Origin of the sequence: Nonomuraea sp. N2-4H, assembly GCF_045291505.1 — a bacterium.
Lineage (GTDB): Bacteria > Actinomycetota > Actinomycetes > Streptosporangiales > Streptosporangiaceae > Nonomuraea > Nonomuraea fastidiosa.
Window position 1 is genome coordinate 3,131,067 of record NZ_CP147987.1, and the last position, 17,463, is coordinate 3,148,529.

The following is a 17,463-nucleotide window of genomic DNA, read 5'->3' on the forward strand; positions in this document are numbered from 1 at the left end:
ATGGCTTTTGCTCATTGTGTTGCCTCGTGCGGCGCGGTCGGCCTGGAGCGTTCCAGGATGAGCGGCTGTTGCCGCTGGGTGCGCCATTCGGCCGTCAGTACGGTGGCGTCGTCCTGCAGCCGGCCGCGCTGGTGCGCCAGGATGGCCTGGATCAGGCGGCGCAGGGTTTCCGGGGCCGACATGCCGTCGGCCTCGCGGCGGATGATGAAGTCGATGAAGCGCTCCAGCCCGAACGGCTCCCCGTCCGGGCTCTGGGCCTCGATGATGCCGTCGGTGTAGAACAGCAGCCGGTCTGCGGGTTCGAGCTGGTAGTGCAGCAGGCCGGTGGACAGGTCCAGGCCGAGACCCATCGGGGGGTCGGGCACGCTGGTCAAGGTGGCGACCTGCCGGCCGCCTCGGATCACCAACGGCGGATGGTGACCTCGATTGACCCAGGCCAGCCGGCCGGTCCGCAGATCGAGATCGGCCAGGACGCCGGTGGCGAAGCGGCCGGTGACCTGCTCGGCGATCGCCGCGTCGATGGCCTCGCTCGTCGCGGGCAGGTTCGTGCCCTGGCGGCGGCTGGTGCGAGCGGACCCGATGGCGATGGTGGCGGTGAGCCCGGCCGCGGTGTCGTGCCCCATCGCGTCGAAGATCGACACATGCAGGGTGTCGCCGTCGATCGCGTAGTCGTAGGCATCTCCGCCCACCTCGTAGGCCGGCTCCAGCGCGGCGCTGACCACCACCCTGTCGTCGGCGAAGGCCCCAGGCGGCAGCAGGTTCCACAACACCTCGGCCGACAGCGTCATCGGCCGGGCGCGGACCAGACGGGCGTAGGAATCGCTGTAGGGGCGCTTGCTGATCAGCAGCAGCGAGACGAGCGAGGCCAGGCCAGGCCAGCAACGCCGCGGCCTCAGATCCCCGCTGCACGCTCACTCCCAGGACGCCGACCCGTTCGGTGCCGCTCAGCAACGGCACCCATAGCCGCTGCGGCCCCTCGCCGGCCGGCGAGGCAGGGACGCTCTCGGGAGCGGCGGGATCCAGCACGTGCCGGGCCTCGACGATCTCCACGTCGCGGAAGGCGCGCCCGGCCATGGTGGCGTCGATCCGGATCGCCTCGAGCCGTTCGCCGTACACGTCGCGCTGCCCGGCCAAGGGCAGCAGCAGCTGCTGCTGCAGGTCAGCTACGTAGATCATCGTCTGAGAGAAGCCGGCCAGCCGTCCGTACGCGGCGACCAGGCCCGGCAGATCCTCCATCGCCGACAGCTGAGTGGCGTCCAGCAGGCCGCCCAGCATCCGCTCACCATCGCCCGTCACCTTGACGCCTTCCCCCTGGAGCCCCTCCCCTCACATTAGATCGTCTCCTCCATGCGGAACGAGCTCCTATCAAGCGTGCTGACCAGGGCTAACGTCTCCCGGGCGTGCTGGGGCGGGTGCTGGTGCGCAGTGTGTGCTTGCCGGCCACCATGCGTGGGTGGCCGAGGCCGTCGGCGGGCTGCCAGTGCACGTGGGTGGCCCAGCCCAGGCGTTCGAACAGGCGGATGAGCGCGGCGGAGGGGTCGATCTGGCGGGGGCCGCGGCCGTGCCGGGCGCAGCCGGGCTGGCTGTGGTGGCCGTTGTGCCAGCTTTCGCCGAAGGAGAGCAGGGCCAGTGGCCACAGGTCGGTGGAGCGGTCGTGGCGGCGGGTGGTGTGCGGCCGCTGGCCGATCATGTGGCACAGGGAGTTGACGCTCCAGGTGACGTGCTGCAGCAGGGCGATGCGGACCAGGCCGGCCCAGATGAACGCGGTCAGGGCGCCGTACAGGCTGCCGCTGATGGCCCAGCCCGCAGCGAACGGCAGCAGCAGGGAGATGGCGCACCAGGCGGGGAAGGCGCGCGAGATGCGCAGCATGGCCGGATCGTTGCGGAGCAGGTCGGGGGCATACCGTGTGGCCGAGGTGGGTTCGGCGGAGAACAGCCAGCCTAGGTGGGCGTGGGCCAGGCCGCGCAGTTGCCCGCCGAGGCCGGTGCCGTAGCGGTAGGGGGAGTGCGGGTCGCCCGGTTGGTCGGTGAAGGCGTGGTGGCGGCGGTGGACGGCCACCCAGTCGATGAGGTTGCCCTGAAAGCTCATCGACCCGGCCACGGCCAGGATGACGCGCAGCCACGGGCGGGCGGTGAAGGAGCGGTGGGTCAGCAGCCGGTGGAAGCCGACCGTCACGCCCAGCCCGGTCACCATGTAGAAGACGGCGGCCAGCAGCAGGTCGGTGAGGGTGATTCCGTTTCCCCATGCCAGCCAGATGCCGGCGCCCAGCGCGAGGAACGGCGCGATGACGATCGCCGCGGTCAGCGTCACCGCGACGATGCCGGCCCGCGCGGGCGCAGCGGGCCGGGGAACGGCGCATGGCCGTCATAGCCCGCCTCGGCGGCGGTGCGGGTGGCGGTCGGCATGCCGGTCATGCCATGACCGGGAAGCGGCGGTCCAGCCCGGTGATGCGCAGCAGCCGGGCCACGCGCGGGGGAACGCCGGTCAGGGCCAGCGTGATGCCTCGTGTCCGGGCACGGCCTTGCACGCCGACGAGCACGCCCAGCCCGCCTGCCCCGCAGAAGGTGACCTGGGACAGATCCACGATGAGCAGGTCGGTGCTGTGGTCGAGGGCGTTGATCAGCCGGCGGCGCAGGCGGGCTGTGGTGAAGAGGTCGATGTCCCCTGATAGATGCACGAGGGTCGGCGCCGAGGCGCTGGCCCCGGCGAGCGGGGCGGTGTCGATGACGGTCATGGAATGTCTCCTCACGGGAGAAGCTGAAAGGTGATGAGATGCCTGCCGGCCGGAGATCGGCCCGCCGCCAGTTCGGGCGGTGCCTGGACCGCTCGATCCGGCCGGCAGGCGGCACGGGGTCATTCCGGCGTTGCCAGGCCGTCCGATGGATGGCTGCGCTGCCTGCCCGATGACCGACCCGCCCTCGTCCTCCCAGCGGGCCGAGCCGTCGGCCGTGGCACGCGGGACCGGGCGGGCGGGCAGATGCGCGAGGGTGAGGATGGCGTCGATGCTCATGCCGGCGATGTCCTGGGCGGTGAGCTTGAGCGTGGCCTCGGCGGCGCCGGCGGCGGTGCCCGACGGGATGATCAGCAGGACGACTGGCTCGCCGGTGGCGAAGCTGAGAGTGATCACGCGCGGGTCGGTGTGGCGGAACCAGCCGATGCGGACCTGACGCCCACGCGCGGGGATGCGGCGCGGGACGTTCTGCCACACATCGCCGTGCAGGCCGATGCGGAGCGTGGCCCGATCCAGCAGCCGGTCCACAGCGGCGATGAGGCCGGGCAGCTCGGCGGCCGCGTCACGGGAGCAGGGCCACCAGGCCCCGTCCACCACAGCCAGCCGGTTCGGCACCGGGTTGAGGCTGAGCCGTAGCGCGGAATCGACCCGGGGGATCGCGGGCGAGGCGGAGCTGAGCGGTGCGGGTGGAGAAAGAAGTGTCGGCGTCATGGTCGCCTGACCTGTCCAGGCCCCCGAAGAGGCCGGTGGTGGTTCGCCGGGGGCGACGCAGACCTGAATGCCAACGCTCGAAAAGACCTCGGTACCTTCATTGTACGCCATGACTTCCGGAATTCGGCAATTCCGGAAGTAAACTGGGTGGGTGACTTCCGGAAACACGCCCTCAGAGATCACGCAACCGGCCGGAGCAGCTTCCGGAAACACGCGCCGGTCGCGGGCCGTGCCACTCTCCGCCCCCCACGCCGCCGTCCTGGCCGGCTACACCGCCGCGCTCGCGCACGCCCCGCTGGCCGGCTCCACCAGGACCAAGTACGCCTCCCGGCTGCGCGGCTATCTGGCCTGGCTGGCTGACCAGGCCGACGCCGGCGCGCTGGACGGCGACCCGCTCGCCGACCCCATCGCCGCCACCGGCGCGGTGCGCGACTTTCGCCGGCATCTGAAGAACGGCCGCCGCGCTCCCAACACCATCGACACCTACCTGTCGGCCATCGACGACTTCTACGCCCGCCGCGGCCTCGGCAAGCCCCAGGCCCGCCGCGAACGCGACACCCGCCGCACCGCACCCCGCGCCCTGAACACCCGGCGCACCCGCCGCTACGTCCGCCACGTCCAGCTCACCGCATCTGCGCGCGACAAGGCCATCGCCCTGCTGCCCTACTACGCCGGCCTGCGCATCTCCGAAGTCGTCGGCCTCGACCTGGCCGACGTACGCCTCTCAGCCCGCAAGGGCGAGCTACGCATCCGCGGCAAGGGCCGAGACGGCGGCAAGATCCGCCTGCTGCCCGTCCACCCCGACCTGCGCCAGGCCCTGACCGACTGGCTGCAGGCCCGCGCCGATTGGAAGGGGGCCGACACCCACGCCGCGCTGTTCCTCAACCACCGCGGCGGCCGCCTGAGCGACCGCGCCGCCCGTGACATCATCACCGGCCTCGGCGACGCCGTCGGCCTGGGTGACGACCCCACCGAACCCTTCAGCCCGCACGTCCTGCGCCACACCTTCGCCACCCAGCTCATCCGCGACGGCAAAGACCCCATCCTGGTCGCCGAACTCCTCGGTCACGGCTCGCTGGACACCACCCGCCGCTACGCCCTGCCCACCGAAGCCGACAAGGAAGCCGCCCTGGACGCCCTCATCACCGACCACTGACCAGGGCAACAAACCGGTTCGGACCGGGTGCCGCGATTGTCACTCCGTATCCCAGCCCGGCTGGAGGGCACCGCGTCCGCGCCACGGTAGGCGAATGCGGAGGGCAACTGCCTACACCGTTCGACCCTGGGCAGGGGCCCCTTGCGGATGCTGTCGAAAGGAGCCGGCCGTGCCTGAGAATGTCGCACTGATCATTCGATTCCACCTGATGAGCGGCGAAGACGTCTCCGTGATCAGCGGGGACTTCGACGGAGAGCCGGAGGCGGTGACGGCGATCGCTCGTGCTGTGGACGAGCGGCGCAGCCTGGTGTTGATGCGAGCAAGATATGATCGCGAAGCCGACGTGAACGGCATAGTCATCAACCTCGCCAACGTGGTGTCGGCGCGTGTGTCGAAGACAGACAGCGCCGAGGCGGGCCAGTACCTGTAGCAGCGGGGCCTCCCGGTCAAACCGCGTACGCCGAAATCGAACGGGCAACGTCACAGGTCATAGGCGTCACTGCCCCTTTCTCTCGTACTTGGTCTGCCCCTCTCGCAGACAACCGGCGGCTGGTGCGGGCCGGCTCGGTGCGCAGCCGCCAGCGTTCGCCGGCGATCCGGTCATCAGGCGAGGTCGGGTGCGCTCAACCCGCTCCAGCGGAAGGCCCGCCCCGTGCGAGCGTCAGGCGTGGAGGAGGCGCCAGGCGTTGAGTGCGAGGCGGGCGCGGGTGAGTCCGGCGGGCTGGGTGAGGTCGACGCCGAGGGTCTTGCCGAGCTGGTCGATGCGGCGGGCGACGCTGCTGTGGTGGAGGTGGAGGAGGTCGGCGGCGCGGCGGAGTGAGCCGGTGGTGCAGTAGGCGTCGAGGGTTTCGAGGTCGTCGGGGGTTTCGGCGAGTGCGGCGATGGCGGTGACGTCGGCGTTGTCGCGGATGGCGTCTTCCGGTACGTCGGCGAGGAGTGCGACGACGCCGAGGTCGTCGTAGCGGACGATGGGCTGGCGTGGGGTGGTGAAGCGGAGTGCGGTGCGGGCTTCGCGCCAGGCGCGGCCGGGGCCGGGGGCGGTGCTGAGTCCGGCGCGTACGCCCGGCGGGAAGCGGGCGGGGTCGAGGGTGGTGGCGAGGATGGCGCCGACGCCGGCCAGGGGTGCGGCTTTGACCGGGCGTGCGGGGCAGATGGAGGTGCCGACCTGGTCGAGGGGGAGTGGTGAGTGTACGGCGGCGACATGGAGGCGCAGGTCGGGGGAAAGCCGAGCAGGCGCAGGGCGCGGGCTCTGGCGGCTTCGTCGCTGTCGGCGCTGATGGCGAGTTCGACGAGGGCGGGGTCGGCCATGGTGGTGCGGGCGGGGCCGTAGCGTTCGACGACGGCCGCGGCGGCGATGGCGAGGCGGTCGAGGAGGAGGTCGTCGAGGGTGCGTGGGGTGTCGGGGCGTTCGAGCCAGACGGTGCCGATCTCTTCGTCGTCGAGGAGGATGGGGCTGCTGGTGGACGGCGGGTGGAGTGTGCCGTTCGCGGGGTGGCCGTCGGGGGCGTAGCGGATGGGCTGGCCGGTGCCGTGGAGCCGGATGCCGGCGACGCATTCAGCGAGGCTGGCCGAGGCGCGGGCGAGGGCGGGCAGGTCGACACGGCGGCGCATCAGCGTGTCGTAGAACATGACGACGCGGATGGCGCCGCCTGCTTGGGAATCGAGTTGCGACAGTCGTACGGCGAGTGCCTCCACGCTTGACAGCGTATGCGCGCCGATCGGTGCGTGTGGCGGGATGGATGTGCGACGGTTGGCGGATGATCGGGTGGGGCCGGGTGGCGAGGATGGGGGCATGGATCCCGAACTCGAACCATTTCTCGCGTTGTTCCCCGTGCGGATCTGAGTGATCCGATCGCGCAGCGGGAGAACTTCGCCAAGCTGGCCACCTCGGTGCCCGCGCCGGATCTGGCGGGCGTGGAGGTGGAGGATCGTACGGTGCCGGCGGATCCGGACGTGCCGGTGCGTGTCTACCGTCCGCGTGATGCGCAGGGCGCGATCGTGTGGCTGCACGGCGGCGGATTCGTCATGGGTGATCTGGAGACGGAGCACCCGTGGGCGGGCCGGCTGGTGCAGGCGTCGGGCGCGGTGGTGATCTCGGTGGGGTACCGGCTGGCGCCGGAGCATCGGTATCCGGCGGCGCTTGAGGATGTGTGGGCGGTGCTGCGGTGGGCTCACGAGCAGGCGTCGGAGCTGGGGTTCGATCCGCAGCGGCTGGCGGTGGGCGGTCACAGCGCGGGTGCGGGTCTGGCGGCGGCGGTGTCGCTGCGGGCGCGTGACGAGCAGGGGCCGCCGATCCGGTTCCAGCTGCTGAACCAGCCGGGGCTGGACGATCGGCAGCAGACGTGGTCGGCGGTGAACTTCACCGACACGCCGTGGATGACCCGGGACAAGGTGACGCAGATCTGGGGTCACTACCTGGGCGGGCGGCCGGCCACTCCGTATGCGGCGCCGAGCCGTGCCGATGACCTGTCGGGTCTGCCGGCTGCGTACATCGCGACGGCGGAGTTCGACCCGAACAGGGACGAGGCGATCGAGTACGGTCTGCGGATGCTGCAGGCGGGGGTGCCGGTGGAGCTGCATCAGTGGGCGGGGACGTTCCACGGTTCGCAGGCGCTGTTGTCGGCGGAGGTGTCGCAGCGGCAGATCGCCGAGATCGGCGCGGTGCTGCGGCGGGCGCTGGCTCCCTGACGGAGGGCTGGGCGGGCGCGCCCTCGAAGGGCCGGTCCGGGGCTTGCGGTGGCACGCCTTGGAGTCCTTGTCGTGGGTTGCCGGGGGCACGTCCGTGCGGGTCCTCAGGAAGGAGCCGGTCCGTTGCGGGCCGGCTCCTTCGTTTTCCGGCCGCGGAAGGCGCGGCGGTAGGCGCCGGGTGTGGTGCCGAGTGCGGTGCGGAAGCGGCGGCGGAGGTTGGTGGCGGAGGACAGGCCGGTGCGGCGGGCGATGGCGTCGAGCGGCAGGTCGGTGGTCTCCAGGAGGTCTTGGGCGGCGGCGATGCGCTGGGCGAGGAGCCATTGTCCTGGGGTGGTGCCGAGCTGGTCGAGGAAGCGGCGGGTGAGGGTGCGTGAGGAGACGCCGGCGTGGGCGGCCATGGTCTCGACGGTGACGGATTCGGCGAGGCGGTCGGCGGTCCAGTCGAGGAGCGGGGCGAGGGTGCCGTCGATCTGGGCGGGGCGGGGTGGTGCGGTGTATTGGAGCTGGCCGCCTTCGCGGTGGGGCGGCATGACCATGGCGCGGGCGATGTGGGCGGCGTAGCGTGCGCCCTGGTCGCGGCGTACGAGGTGGATGCACAGGTCGATGCCGGCTCCTGCGCCTGCGCTGGTGGCGAGGTCGCCGTGGTCGACGTAGAGGACGTCGGGGTCGACGCGGACTTTGGGGAAGCGGGTGGCGAGTTCGCCGGTGAGTGCCCAGTGGGTGGTGGCTTCGCGGCCGTCGAGGAGGCCGGCGTGGGCGAGGGCGAAGGCGCCGGAGCAGATGCTGACGAGGCGGGCGCCGCGTTCGTGGGCGCGGCGGAGGGCGTCGGTGACGGCGGGGGAGGGCGGGTCGGCGGGTGGCAGCCAGCCGGGGATGATCACCGTGTCGGCGTGATCGAGTGCGTCGAGTCCGTCGGTGACGAGGATGTCGTAGCCGGCGCGGGTGGGGATGGGGCCGGGGTGTTCGGTGCAGACGCCGAAGGTGTAGGCGGGTGGGAGTTCGGGGCGGTGGATGCCGAAGATGTGGGCGGCGCAGGCGAGTTCGAAGGTGGATTGTCCGGGGCGGACGAGTGCGGTGACGCGCTGCATGTCGGAAAAGTAGCGCATGATGTCTTTTCTGACACTCGGCCGGGGTGGGTGCGGGCTGTCAGGGTGGTGTGCATGACGACGCAGCAGAACATGTCAGGGTACGTGTGGTCTTCCGTTGCGGACGCCCCGGTGCGTGAGGTGTTTCCCGGTATCCGGTTGCGCCCGTTGTGGCGGGGTGAGGGCGGGGCCGGTGCGTACGTGCTGGAGATGGATCCCGGATCCTGCTGGGAGGGGATCGACGTGCACGATCCTGGGCCGGAGGAGGTCTTTGTGGTCTCCGGGGTGTTCAACGACGGCGAGCGCGACTATCCGGCGGGGACGTTCATCCATGCGCCGGCGGGGTCGTCGCATGTGCCGCAGTCGGCGACGGGGTGCACGTTGTTCCTGTTCTATCCGGAGGGCTGAGCCGTCTTGGGGCCGGCGCTGGTCGATGCCTGCGCGTACGGGCCACGCCGCGTTCTCGCCCGAGCTGATCGTCCGCGCGAGCGGCACGTCGGTGTTCACCGAGAGCGGCCGCGAGCTGCTCGACTTCATCTCCGGGCAGATGAGCGCGATCCTCGGCCACTGCCACCCCGAGATCGTCGCCACCGTGGGCGAGCAGATCGTCCTGCTGGACCACCTGCACAGCGGGATGCTCAGCCCACCGGTGGTGGAGCCGGCGGGCCAAGCTCGTCACCGGCCGCCACGAGATCGTGTCGTTCGGGCGTTCCTGGCACGGCATGACGCAGGCCGCCGCGAACGCCACCTGCAGCGCCGGCCGCAAGGGCTACGGGCCCGCCGCGCCGGGCAACCTCGCGCTGCCGGTGCCCGACCGGTTCATTCCGGCGATCACCGACGCCTCGGGCGAGCTGGACTGGCGCCGCCAGTGGTGACCGGCGCCGAGATCGAGCGGCGCGCCCACGAGCGGGGGTTCCTCTTCCCCACCACGCACGTCAGCGACCCGCTGCCGGCCGCCGTCGGCACCACCGTGCTGCGGGTGGTGGAGCGCGACCGGCTGGAGGAGCGGGCCCGGCGGCTGGGCCGGCCGCTGCGCGGCCATCCTGGACGAGGCGCTCACCGGAGCCGCGCGTACGCTGTGAGCCGGGCGTAACCGGCGACCGTGCACAGTGCACAGTCGCGGCCTTCCGGCTGTGGAGTGTCCACACTGACACGGTGGCCGCCGCTTTCTACCGTAAGCGTCCAACCACTGGTTTCGCTCGGTAAGGGAGGTCGGCATGGCCTCGGCCGTCGGTGTCGACGATTACGCGCTGTCCAGGGTGCCCAGCGGCGCCCGCTACTCCTGGTGGTCGGTGGCCGTGCAGCGGTTCGGCCAGATCTCGGCGCTCAGCCAGTTCCTGCTGGGCGCCACGCTCGGGTTCGGGATGGGGTTCTGGCAGGCGTTCCTTGCGCTGACGCTGGGCGCGGTCATCCTCGAGGTGGTCGCGGTGTTCGTGGGCGTGATCGGCGTGCGCGAGGGGTTGTCGACGTCGATGCTGGCCCGCTGGACGGGGTTCGGCAGGGCCGGGTCAGCGGTGATCGGCCTGGCGATCGGGATCAGCCTCATCGGCTGGTTCGGCATCCAGTCGGCGGTCTCGGCGCAGGGCCTGGCGAGCCTGGTGGGCGTGCTGCCCGAGTGGGGGTGGTCGCTGGTGTTCGGGCTGGTGGTGACAGCGATCGTGCTGTGGGGGTTCGGGTCGATGGCCTGGACCGCGTACGTGACGGTGCCGGCGTTCCTCATCCTGGTCGGCTGGTCGATCATCAGCGAGCTGTCGCGGCACGACGTGGGCGCGCTGGTGGCCTCGGCGCCGCCGGGGCCGCAGCTGAGCCTGCTGGAGGGCACCACGCTGGTGGCGGGCGGTTTCATCGTCGGGGCGATCGTCACCCCGGACATGACCCGGTTCAACCGGGGCGTGGCCGACGTGGTCAAGCAGACGCTGGTGGGCGTCACGCTCGGCGAGTACGTGATCGGCATGGCGGGTGTGCTGCTGGCGCACGCGGTGGGCAGCAGCGAGATCACCACCATCGTCACCTCGTCGGTGGGCTGGGTCGGCATCCTGGTCATCGTCGCCGGCACCATCAAGATCAACGATTGGAACCTGTACTCCTCCGGGCTTGGCCTAGTGAACTTCGTCGGCACCGTGCTGGGCAAGAAGGTGCACCGGGGCGCGGCGACCGCCGTCATCGGCCTGCTGGGCAGCGTGCTGGCCGCGGCCGGCATCCTCGACCGGTTCGTGGACTTCCTGACGCTGCTCGGCGTGGTCTTCCCGCCGATCGCGGGGATCATGGTGGCCGAGTACTTCGTGGTGCGGCGCTGGCGGGGCGATCTGGAGGAGGCCAAGGCGCGCGGCACGGTGCCCGAGCAGGCGCCCGACTGGGTGCCGGCGACGCTGGCGATCTGGCTGGTCTCGGCGCTGGTGGGGCGGTTCGTGGAGGTCGGGCTCGGCAGCATCAACTCGCTGGTGCTCGCGTTCGTGCTGTACGTCGTGGCCGGGAAGCTGGGCTGGGTGCGGGGAGTGGGGGCGCACCGCACGGCCGACGCGGTGCCCCAGCCGGCGAACGCCTGACAGGCGGGCGGCCCGGAATCAAGCCCCCGAGATCAAGCCCGTAATCAAGCCCGTAATCAAGCAAAGACACCTGATAGGGGAGTGGGGGAACTCGTGCGCATCGGCATCGACGTGGGCGGTACCAACACCGACGCCGTCCTGCTGGACGGCAGGCAGGTGCTGGCCGCCGTCAAGACCGGCACCACCGCCGACGTCACCTCCGGCATCGTCAGCGCCCTGCGGGGGCTGCAGGAGCAGCGGGCGTTCGACCCGGCGGACGTGCAAGCCGTGATGATCGGCACCACGCACTTCATCAACGCGCTGGTCGAGGCCCGCCGCCTGGCGCCCACCGCGGCGCTGCGGCTCAGCCTGCCGGCGGGGGCGTCGCTGCCGCCGATGGTGGACTGGCCGCAGCGGCTCATCGACGCCGTCTCCGGGCGTAGTTACCTGGTGCACGGCGGGCACGAGTTCGACGGCCGGCACATCGCCGAGCTGGACGAGGCCGAGGTGCGCAAGGCCGCCGACGACATGGGCCAGGCCGGGGTGCGCAGCGTCGCGATCACGTCGGTGTTCTCGCCGGTCAACGCCGAGTTCGAGGCGCGCGCGGCGGAGATCATCGCTGAGCGGCTGCCGGGCGTGGCGATCTCGCTGTCGCACGAGATCGGCCGGGTGGGGCTGCTGGAGCGGGAGAACGCCACCATCATCAACGCCGCGCTGCGCGAGCTGGCCGCGCACATCGTGGACGGCCTGGCCGCCTCGATCACCGGCGAGGGCATCACCGCGCCGCTCTACCTCAGCCAGAACGACGGCACGCTCATGGACGTCGATTTCGCCCGCCGCTATCCGGTGGCGACGTTCGCCTCGGGGCCGACGAACTCGATGCGCGGCGCGGCCGTGCTGTCGGGGCTCGACACCTGCGCGGTGGTCGACGTGGGTGGCACCACCAGCGATGTGGGGGTGCTGCGGCACGGCTTCCCGCGTGAGGCCACCACCGACGTGACCGTGGCGGGTATCAGGACGAACTTCCGCATGCCGGACGTGCTGTCGATCGGCATCGGCGGCGGCAGCCTGGTCCGCCACGACGGGCCGGTCACGGTCGGCCCCGACAGCGTCGGCTACGAGCTGACCTCGCGGGCGCTGGTGTTCGGCGGTGACACGCTGACCGCCACCGACATCGCGGTGGCCGCGGGCCGCGCCGAGATCGGCGATGTGGCCCGGGTGGCCCATCTGGACAGGGAGCTGGCCGAGGCCGCGCTGCGGCGCATCGCCTCGGATGTGGCCGACGCGGTGGAGCGCATGCGCACCTCCGCCGAGCCGCTGCCGGTGGTCGCGGTCGGCGGCGGCTCGATGCTGCTGCCCGATGAGCTGGCCGGCTCCGGCGAGGTGCACCGGCCGGAGCACTACGCGGTCGCCAACGCCATCGGCGCGGCCATCGCGCAGATCGGCGGCGAGGTGGACCGCGTCTACGCCGTGGAGCCCGGCCGCCGCGACGCGGTGGTGGACGCCGCCAAGCAGGAGGCGGTGGACCGGGCGGTCGCGGCCGGGGCCTCGCCGTCCAGCGTGCGGATCGTGGACTTCGACGAGGTGCCGATCCCGTACCTGCCGGGCAACGCCACCCGCATCAGAGCCAAGGCCGTCGGCGAGCTGCAGCTGACCGACGCGAAGGGACGGTGAGGCGGCGATGACGCGCACGATCACCACCGCCGACCTCGACGACCTCGCCGCCGGCGCCGCCGTGCTCGGCACCGGGGGCGGCGGCGACCCGCACATCGGCCGGCTGCTGGCCTCCGCGGCCGTGGTCGCGCACGGCCCGGTCGAGCTGTGCCCCCTGGAGGAGCTGCCGGACGACGCGGCGGTGCTGCACGTGGCGATGATGGGCGCCCCGACCGTGATGGTGGAGAAGCTGCCCTCGGCCGAGCAGGTATCCATGGCCGTCGAGGCGCTGTCGGGCTACCTCGGCCAAAGGGTGACCCACATCGCCTGCGCCGAGGCCGGCGGCGTCAACTCGCTCATTCCCGTGGTGGCCGCCGCGCAGCTCGGCCTGCCGCTGGTGGACGCCGACGGCATGGGCCGCGCCTTCCCCGAGCTGCAGATGGTGCTGCCCACCCTGTACGGCGCCCGCGCCACCCCCATGTCGATCGCCGACGAGAAGGGCAACAAGGTCGTTTTGGACGCGGTGGACAATCACTGGGCCGAGCGCCTGGCCCGGTCGGCCACCGTCGACATGGGCTGCTCGACGATGATCGCCCTGTACGCGATGACCGGCGCGCAGGCGCGCGAGTCGCTGGTGCCGGGCACGCTGAGCCTGTGCGCCGAGCTGGGCGCGCTGGCGCGCAAGGCCCGCGCCGAGCACGCCGACCCGGTAGAGGCGGTCACGCGGCGGCTGGGCGGAAGGCGGCTGTTCACCGGCAAGGTGACCGACGTCGAGCGGCGCACCACCACCGGGTTCGCGCGCGGCACCGCCCGGCTGGCGGGCATGGACGGCGACGCGGGCCGCGAACTGGTGCTGCGCTTCCAGAACGAGTATCTGGTGGCCGAGCTGGACGGCGAGGTGCGCGGCACCGTACCGGACCTGATCTGCACGCTCGACCGGGAGAGCGGCGAGGCGATCACCACCGAGGCGCTGCGCTTCGGCCAGCGGGTCAGCGTGATCCTCGCGCCGTGCGATCCGCGCTGGCACAGCGCGGAAGGGCTGGCTTTGGCCGGGCCGCGCTACTTCGGCTACGACGTCGACCCGGTGGGGGTGGGCCGATGAGCCGGCTGCTGACCGAGGACGACCTGCCCGACCTGGCGCGCGGCGCGGCGGTGCTGGGCACGGGCGGCGGCGGGGATCCGTACGTGGGGCGCTTGCTGGTGCGGCAGGCGATCCGCGAGCACGGCCCCATCACCGTGCTGGATCCCGGCGAGCTGGACGACGACACGCTCGTCATCCCCACCGCGCAGATGGGCGCGCCGACCGTCGTGCACGAGAAGCTGCCGCGCGGCACCGAGCCGGTCGCCGCGCTGCGCGCCCTGGAACGCCATCTCGGCCGCACGGCCGGCGCCACCATGCCGATCGAGTGCGGCGGTATCAACTCGATGATCCCGCTGGTGGTGGCGGCGGTGACCGGGCTGCCCGTGGTGGACGCCGACGGCATGGGCCGGGCCTTCCCCGAGCTGCAGATGGAGACCTTCGGCGTGTACGGCTTGCCGGGCTCGCCGATGGCGGTGGCGGGGGAGCGGGGCGAGACCACGATCATCGACACCGGTTCCGACAACCGGCGCATGGAGTGGCTGGCGCGCGGGGTGACCGTCAGGTTGGGCGGCGTGGCGCACATCGCCGAGTACGCGATGACCGGGGCCGAGGTCAAGCGGACCGCGGTGCCGCGCACGCTCTCGCTGGCCCTGTCCATCGGCCGCGCGATCAGGCGGGCGCGTGAGGTGGGCGCGGACCCGGTGGCCGCGCTGGCCGAGGCGCTGCGCGGCACCCTGTACGGGCATCTGCGGGTGCTGTTCCGCGGCAAGGTGTCGGACGTGGAGCGGCGCACCGAGGCGGGCTTCGCGCGCGGCCGGGCGAAGGCGGTGTCGTTCGACGGGCGGCATGAGCTGGAGCTGACGTTCCAGAACGAGCACCTGGTGGCGGTGGTGGACGGCGAGGTCCGGTGCGTGGTGCCGGACCTGGTGTGCGTGCTGGAGTCGGAGCTGGCCGAGCCGATCACCACGGAGAACCTGCGCTACGGGCAGCGCGTGACGGTCGTCGGCATCTCCACGCCGGAGCTGATGCGCACGCCGGAGGCGCTGGCGGTGTTCGGGCCGGCCGCGTTCGGGCTGCCGCACCCGTTCACCCCGGTGGAGGAGCGCAACCCGGCGCCGGCCGCCGTCGGCTGATCGCGGCCGGCACGGCGGGCTCCGCGGCGGCCGTGGCCGCCTGGGCGGTGGCGCGGCGGGCGGGGCCGGTGCGGCAAGCTGGGAAGATGCGCATCGAGCTGCCGGACGTGCCGGCGCTGGAGCGGGGCGTGGCCGTGCTCGGCTCCGGCGGCGGCGGGGACACCCGCATCGCCGGGCTGCTGCTGCGCCGGCGCCTGGCCGCGGGTGCGAACGTCGTCGTGCACGCCCTCGATGAGGTGCCGCCGCAGGCGTACGTCGTGCCGGTGGGCGTCGTCGGCGCGACGCCGGTGTTCAATGAGAAGCTGCCGGGCGGGCAGGAGTTCGCCGCCGCCGTGGCCGCCATCGAACGCTGGACCGGCACCCGCGCGGCCGCCGTCGCCTCCTTGGAGATCGGCGGGCTGAACGGCCTGCTGCCGCTGGCCTGGGACCTGGGCCTGCCGGTGGTGGACGCCGACCTGACCGGGCGCGGCGTGCCCAGGCTCGACCAGCTCTCGCTGAACGCCTGCGGCCGGCCGGTCACCCCGGCCGCGCTGGCCGAGCCGGGCGGGCAGGTGCTGGTACAGGCCACCGGCTTCCCCGCCGATCTGGAGCGCACGGTGCGGGCGTTCCTGCCGAGCGCGGGCGGCTGGGCGGCGCTGGCACTGGCCCCGCTGCCGGTGCACGAGCTGGCCTGCTGCAGCGTCGCGGGGTCGGTGTCGGCGGCGCTGCGGCTGGGCCGCCGGATGCTGGAGCTCGGCGAGTCGCCCGGCCCCGGCCCGCTGGCGGAGGCGACCGGCGGGCGGGTGCTCGCGCTCGGGCGGGTGATCGAGGTGGCCCGCAGGCCAGGGCCTCGCCGGCACGGCAGGGCGGGGTTCTCGCGCGGCGGCGTCACGGTGGCCGACCACGCCACGGGCGCGCTGCTGCGGCTGGAGATGGAGAACGAGTACCTGCTCGCGCTGCGCGACGGCCGCCTGGTCGCCTCGACACCCGATGTGCTGGCGGTGCTCGACCGGCGCACGGTGACGCCGATCTCCGGCGATGCGGTGCGGGCGGGCATGGAGGTGATCGTGCTGCAGGTGCCGATCGCGGCGTTCTGGACGGATCCGGGGCGGATCGAGCTGGTCGCGCCGCGGGCGTACGGGATCGACTGCGACCCCGTGCTGCTGGGAGGCGGGCGATGACCACCGTGCGCAGGCTGCTGGCGCTGCCGGAGTGGAGCGGCGCGGTGCGCGTGCTCGCCGGGGCGGCCGGGCTGGACGAGCCGGTGTCGGCCGTGCGGCCGCTCTCCGACCCCGCCGCCTACCCTCCCGGCTCCGGCGGGGCTGGGGAGGTGGTCATGGTGACCGGGCCGGTCGAGGCAGGGGACTGGCGGCTGGACGCGCTGCTGCGCCGCGTGGTGGACGCCGGCGGCGCGGCGGTGCTGCTGGCCGCGCGGGAGGTGGCGTACGGGACGCTGCGGCTGGCCGACCGGCTCGGGCTGCCGCTGCTGGGTGCGTCGGCCGACGTGCTGGATCTGCTGGTGGCGGCGCGGCTCTTCCTGGCCGAGCCGGAGACCGACCGGGCCAGGCTGGTGCTGGCCGCCCACCGGGCCTTCGACGAGCGCACGCTCGCGCCCGAGGACGTCGTCGCCCGCCTGGGGGAGCTGCTGGAGGCGCCCGCGGCGCTGCTGGACGAGCGCGGGCAGCCGCTGGCGGGGGAGGTGCGCGAGCCCGGCGCGGTGCGGGTGCGGGAGGTGGTGCGGCAGCGCGTTCCGCTGGACGACGGGGTGCTGCTGGCGCATCCGGCGCTGCTGCCGGGAGCGCCGGGGCCGTCGTTCTGGCTGGTGGTGGAGCTGCGGGGGACGGCGGCGGGGCGGGCCGACGCGGTGCCGGTGGCGCTGTCGGTGGCGGCCACGGCGGTGCAGCGCTGGCTGCTCAGCCACCGGCTTGAGCTGGAACGGGACGCGCGCTCGCGTACGGCGCTGCTCGGCGACCTGCTCAGGCTGGACGGCGAGCCGTCGGCGCAGCTGCGCAGGCGGGCCGCCGATGCGGGCTGGCAGCTGACCGGCTGGCACGTGGGCCTGCGCATCGGCGCGCCGCCCGCGCTCGACACCGTCGCCTGGACGGCGCAGGTCGTGCGGGTGCTGCGCAGCGAGGGCGTGGACGCGGTGGTCGTGGAGCACGGCGACGGCTGGACGGGGTGGACGACGTTCGCGCAGGAGCCCACCGCCGCCCGGGTGCGGGCGCTGGCCGACACCCTGCGTACGGCGAACCGGGCGCTGCACGGCTCGGTCGGCGCGCACATGGGGGTGGGCCGCCCGCATCCGGGCACCAGCGGCCTGATCAGCACGGTGGCCGAGGCCGCCGACGCCGCCCGGCTGGCCGCCACCCGGCCGGAGGCGGGCTTCTTTCTGCAGGTGGACCAGCTCGGGATGGCGCAGCTGCTGCTGGAGTGGGCGCGTACCGACACCTTCGAACCCGCCGCCCGCGCGCTGCTCGCGCCGTTGCAGGACCAGCCGGGCGACCTCATCCGCACGCTGTCGGCCTACCTGGACGCCGAGTCGTCGATCGCGGAGACGGCGGCGGTGCTGGGGGTGCATCGCAACACGGTGGCCGCGCGCATCCAGCGGGTGGAGCGGCTGCTGGGCGTCGACCTGCGCCACCGTGACGAGCGCCTGGCGTTGCACCTGGCCTGCCGCACGGTCAGCCGGCCGCAGGAGGGCTTCCAGGGGTCGTGAGCCC

At 72.8% G+C, this 17,463-nt stretch carries 18 protein-coding genes; 13 read left to right on the forward strand and 5 right to left on the reverse strand.

What is annotated here, in order from left to right; all coding sequences use genetic code 11:
- Positions 1-11 precede the first annotated feature (11 nt).
- The gene (locus WBK31_RS14420; protein ID WP_406675013.1) at positions 12-788 is read right to left on the reverse strand and encodes a PP2C family protein-serine/threonine phosphatase; all 777 of its coding nucleotides are present in this window, start codon (positions 786-788) and stop codon (positions 12-14) included.
- Positions 789-1,026: 238 nt separating this feature from the next.
- On the opposite strand from WBK31_RS14420, the gene WBK31_RS14425 reads away from it, so the two are divergent.
- Positions 1,027-1,335, forward strand: a complete 309-nt coding sequence (locus tag WBK31_RS14425) for a hypothetical protein (protein ID WP_406675014.1) — start codon at positions 1,027-1,029, stop codon at positions 1,333-1,335.
- 49 nt (positions 1,336-1,384) lie between these two features.
- Here the strand turns inward: WBK31_RS14425 and WBK31_RS14430 are convergent, their stop codons facing one another.
- On the reverse strand, positions 1,385-2,311 hold the full coding sequence (locus tag WBK31_RS14430; protein WP_406675015.1) for an acyl-CoA desaturase: 927 nt from the start codon (positions 2,309-2,311) through the stop codon (positions 1,385-1,387).
- Positions 2,312-2,411: 100 nt separating this feature from the next.
- Positions 2,412-3,626, reverse strand: a complete 1,215-nt coding sequence (locus WBK31_RS14435) for an STAS domain-containing protein (protein WP_406675016.1) — start codon at positions 3,624-3,626, stop codon at positions 2,412-2,414.
- Positions 3,627-3,672: 46 nt separating this feature from the next.
- On the opposite strand from WBK31_RS14435, the gene WBK31_RS14440 reads away from it, so the two are divergent.
- The gene (locus tag WBK31_RS14440) at positions 3,673-4,599 is read left to right on the forward strand and encodes a tyrosine-type recombinase/integrase (RefSeq protein ID WP_406675017.1); all 927 of its coding nucleotides are present in this window, start codon (positions 3,673-3,675) and stop codon (positions 4,597-4,599) included.
- A 169-nt stretch (positions 4,600-4,768) separates the two neighbouring features.
- A complete protein-coding gene (locus tag WBK31_RS14445) occupies positions 4,769-5,029 on the forward strand; it encodes a hypothetical protein (protein WP_378789034.1) in 261 nt (86 codons plus the stop codon).
- Between the two features lie 231 nt (positions 5,030-5,260).
- Here the strand turns inward: WBK31_RS14445 and WBK31_RS14450 are convergent, their stop codons facing one another.
- Positions 5,261-5,812 (reverse strand): PucR family transcriptional regulator, encoded by a 552-nt coding sequence (locus WBK31_RS14450; RefSeq protein ID WP_406675495.1) that lies wholly within the window; start codon positions 5,810-5,812, stop codon positions 5,261-5,263.
- Here WBK31_RS14450 and WBK31_RS14455 point away from each other — a divergent pair.
- Both WBK31_RS14455 and WBK31_RS14460 read left to right on the forward strand, forming a co-directional pair.
- Positions 5,782-6,300 (forward strand): hypothetical protein, encoded by a 519-nt coding sequence (locus WBK31_RS14455; protein WP_378790291.1) that lies wholly within the window; start codon positions 5,782-5,784, stop codon positions 6,298-6,300. The genes WBK31_RS14450 and WBK31_RS14455 overlap by 31 nt on opposite strands.
- A 189-nt stretch (positions 6,301-6,489) precedes the next feature.
- Positions 6,490-7,287 carry an alpha/beta hydrolase gene (locus WBK31_RS14460; protein WP_406675018.1) on the forward strand — a complete coding sequence of 266 codons (798 nt, stop codon included), beginning with the start codon at positions 6,490-6,492 and terminating at the stop codon, positions 7,285-7,287.
- Between the two features lie 104 nt (positions 7,288-7,391).
- Here WBK31_RS14460 and WBK31_RS14465 read toward each other — a convergent pair whose 3' ends face one another.
- Entirely contained in the window at positions 7,392-8,393 is a 1,002-nt protein-coding gene (locus WBK31_RS14465) for a helix-turn-helix domain-containing protein (RefSeq protein ID WP_364050637.1), read from the reverse strand.
- A gap of 54 nt (positions 8,394-8,447) precedes the next feature.
- On the opposite strand from WBK31_RS14465, the gene WBK31_RS14470 reads away from it, so the two are divergent.
- The 8 genes from WBK31_RS14470 (at position 8,448) to WBK31_RS14505 (ending at position 17,459) form a co-directional block, all read left to right on the forward strand.
- Positions 8,448-8,780, forward strand: coding sequence for a cupin domain-containing protein (locus tag WBK31_RS14470; RefSeq protein WP_364050640.1), 333 nt, complete (start codon positions 8,448-8,450; stop codon positions 8,778-8,780).
- Between the two features lie 25 nt (positions 8,781-8,805).
- The gene (locus WBK31_RS14475; protein ID WP_406675019.1) at positions 8,806-9,465 is read left to right on the forward strand and encodes an aminotransferase class III-fold pyridoxal phosphate-dependent enzyme; all 660 of its coding nucleotides are present in this window, start codon (positions 8,806-8,808) and stop codon (positions 9,463-9,465) included.
- Positions 9,466-9,589: 124 nt separating this feature from the next.
- The gene (locus WBK31_RS14480) at positions 9,590-10,918 is read left to right on the forward strand and encodes a cytosine permease (RefSeq protein ID WP_364050643.1); all 1,329 of its coding nucleotides are present in this window, start codon (positions 9,590-9,592) and stop codon (positions 10,916-10,918) included.
- A gap of 93 nt (positions 10,919-11,011) precedes the next feature.
- Positions 11,012-12,571 (forward strand): hydantoinase/oxoprolinase family protein, encoded by a 1,560-nt coding sequence (locus WBK31_RS14485; RefSeq protein ID WP_364057370.1) that lies wholly within the window; start codon positions 11,012-11,014, stop codon positions 12,569-12,571.
- A gap of 7 nt (positions 12,572-12,578) precedes the next feature.
- Positions 12,579-13,652 carry a DUF917 domain-containing protein gene (locus tag WBK31_RS14490; protein WP_364050645.1) on the forward strand — a complete coding sequence of 358 codons (1,074 nt, stop codon included), beginning with the start codon at positions 12,579-12,581 and terminating at the stop codon, positions 13,650-13,652.
- Positions 13,649-14,764: a DUF917 domain-containing protein gene (locus WBK31_RS14495; protein ID WP_406675020.1), complete on the forward strand. Its 1,116-nt coding sequence runs from the start codon at positions 13,649-13,651 to the stop codon at positions 14,762-14,764. Before WBK31_RS14490 ends, WBK31_RS14495 begins: the two co-directional genes overlap by 4 nt.
- A gap of 86 nt (positions 14,765-14,850) precedes the next feature.
- Positions 14,851-15,924 (forward strand): DUF917 domain-containing protein, encoded by a 1,074-nt coding sequence (locus tag WBK31_RS14500; protein WP_364050649.1) that lies wholly within the window; start codon positions 14,851-14,853, stop codon positions 15,922-15,924.
- Positions 15,921-17,459, forward strand: a complete 1,539-nt coding sequence (locus WBK31_RS14505; protein ID WP_406675021.1) for a PucR family transcriptional regulator — start codon at positions 15,921-15,923, stop codon at positions 17,457-17,459. The genes WBK31_RS14500 and WBK31_RS14505 overlap by 4 nt, the downstream gene beginning before the upstream one ends.
- Positions 17,460-17,463 lie beyond the last annotated feature (4 nt).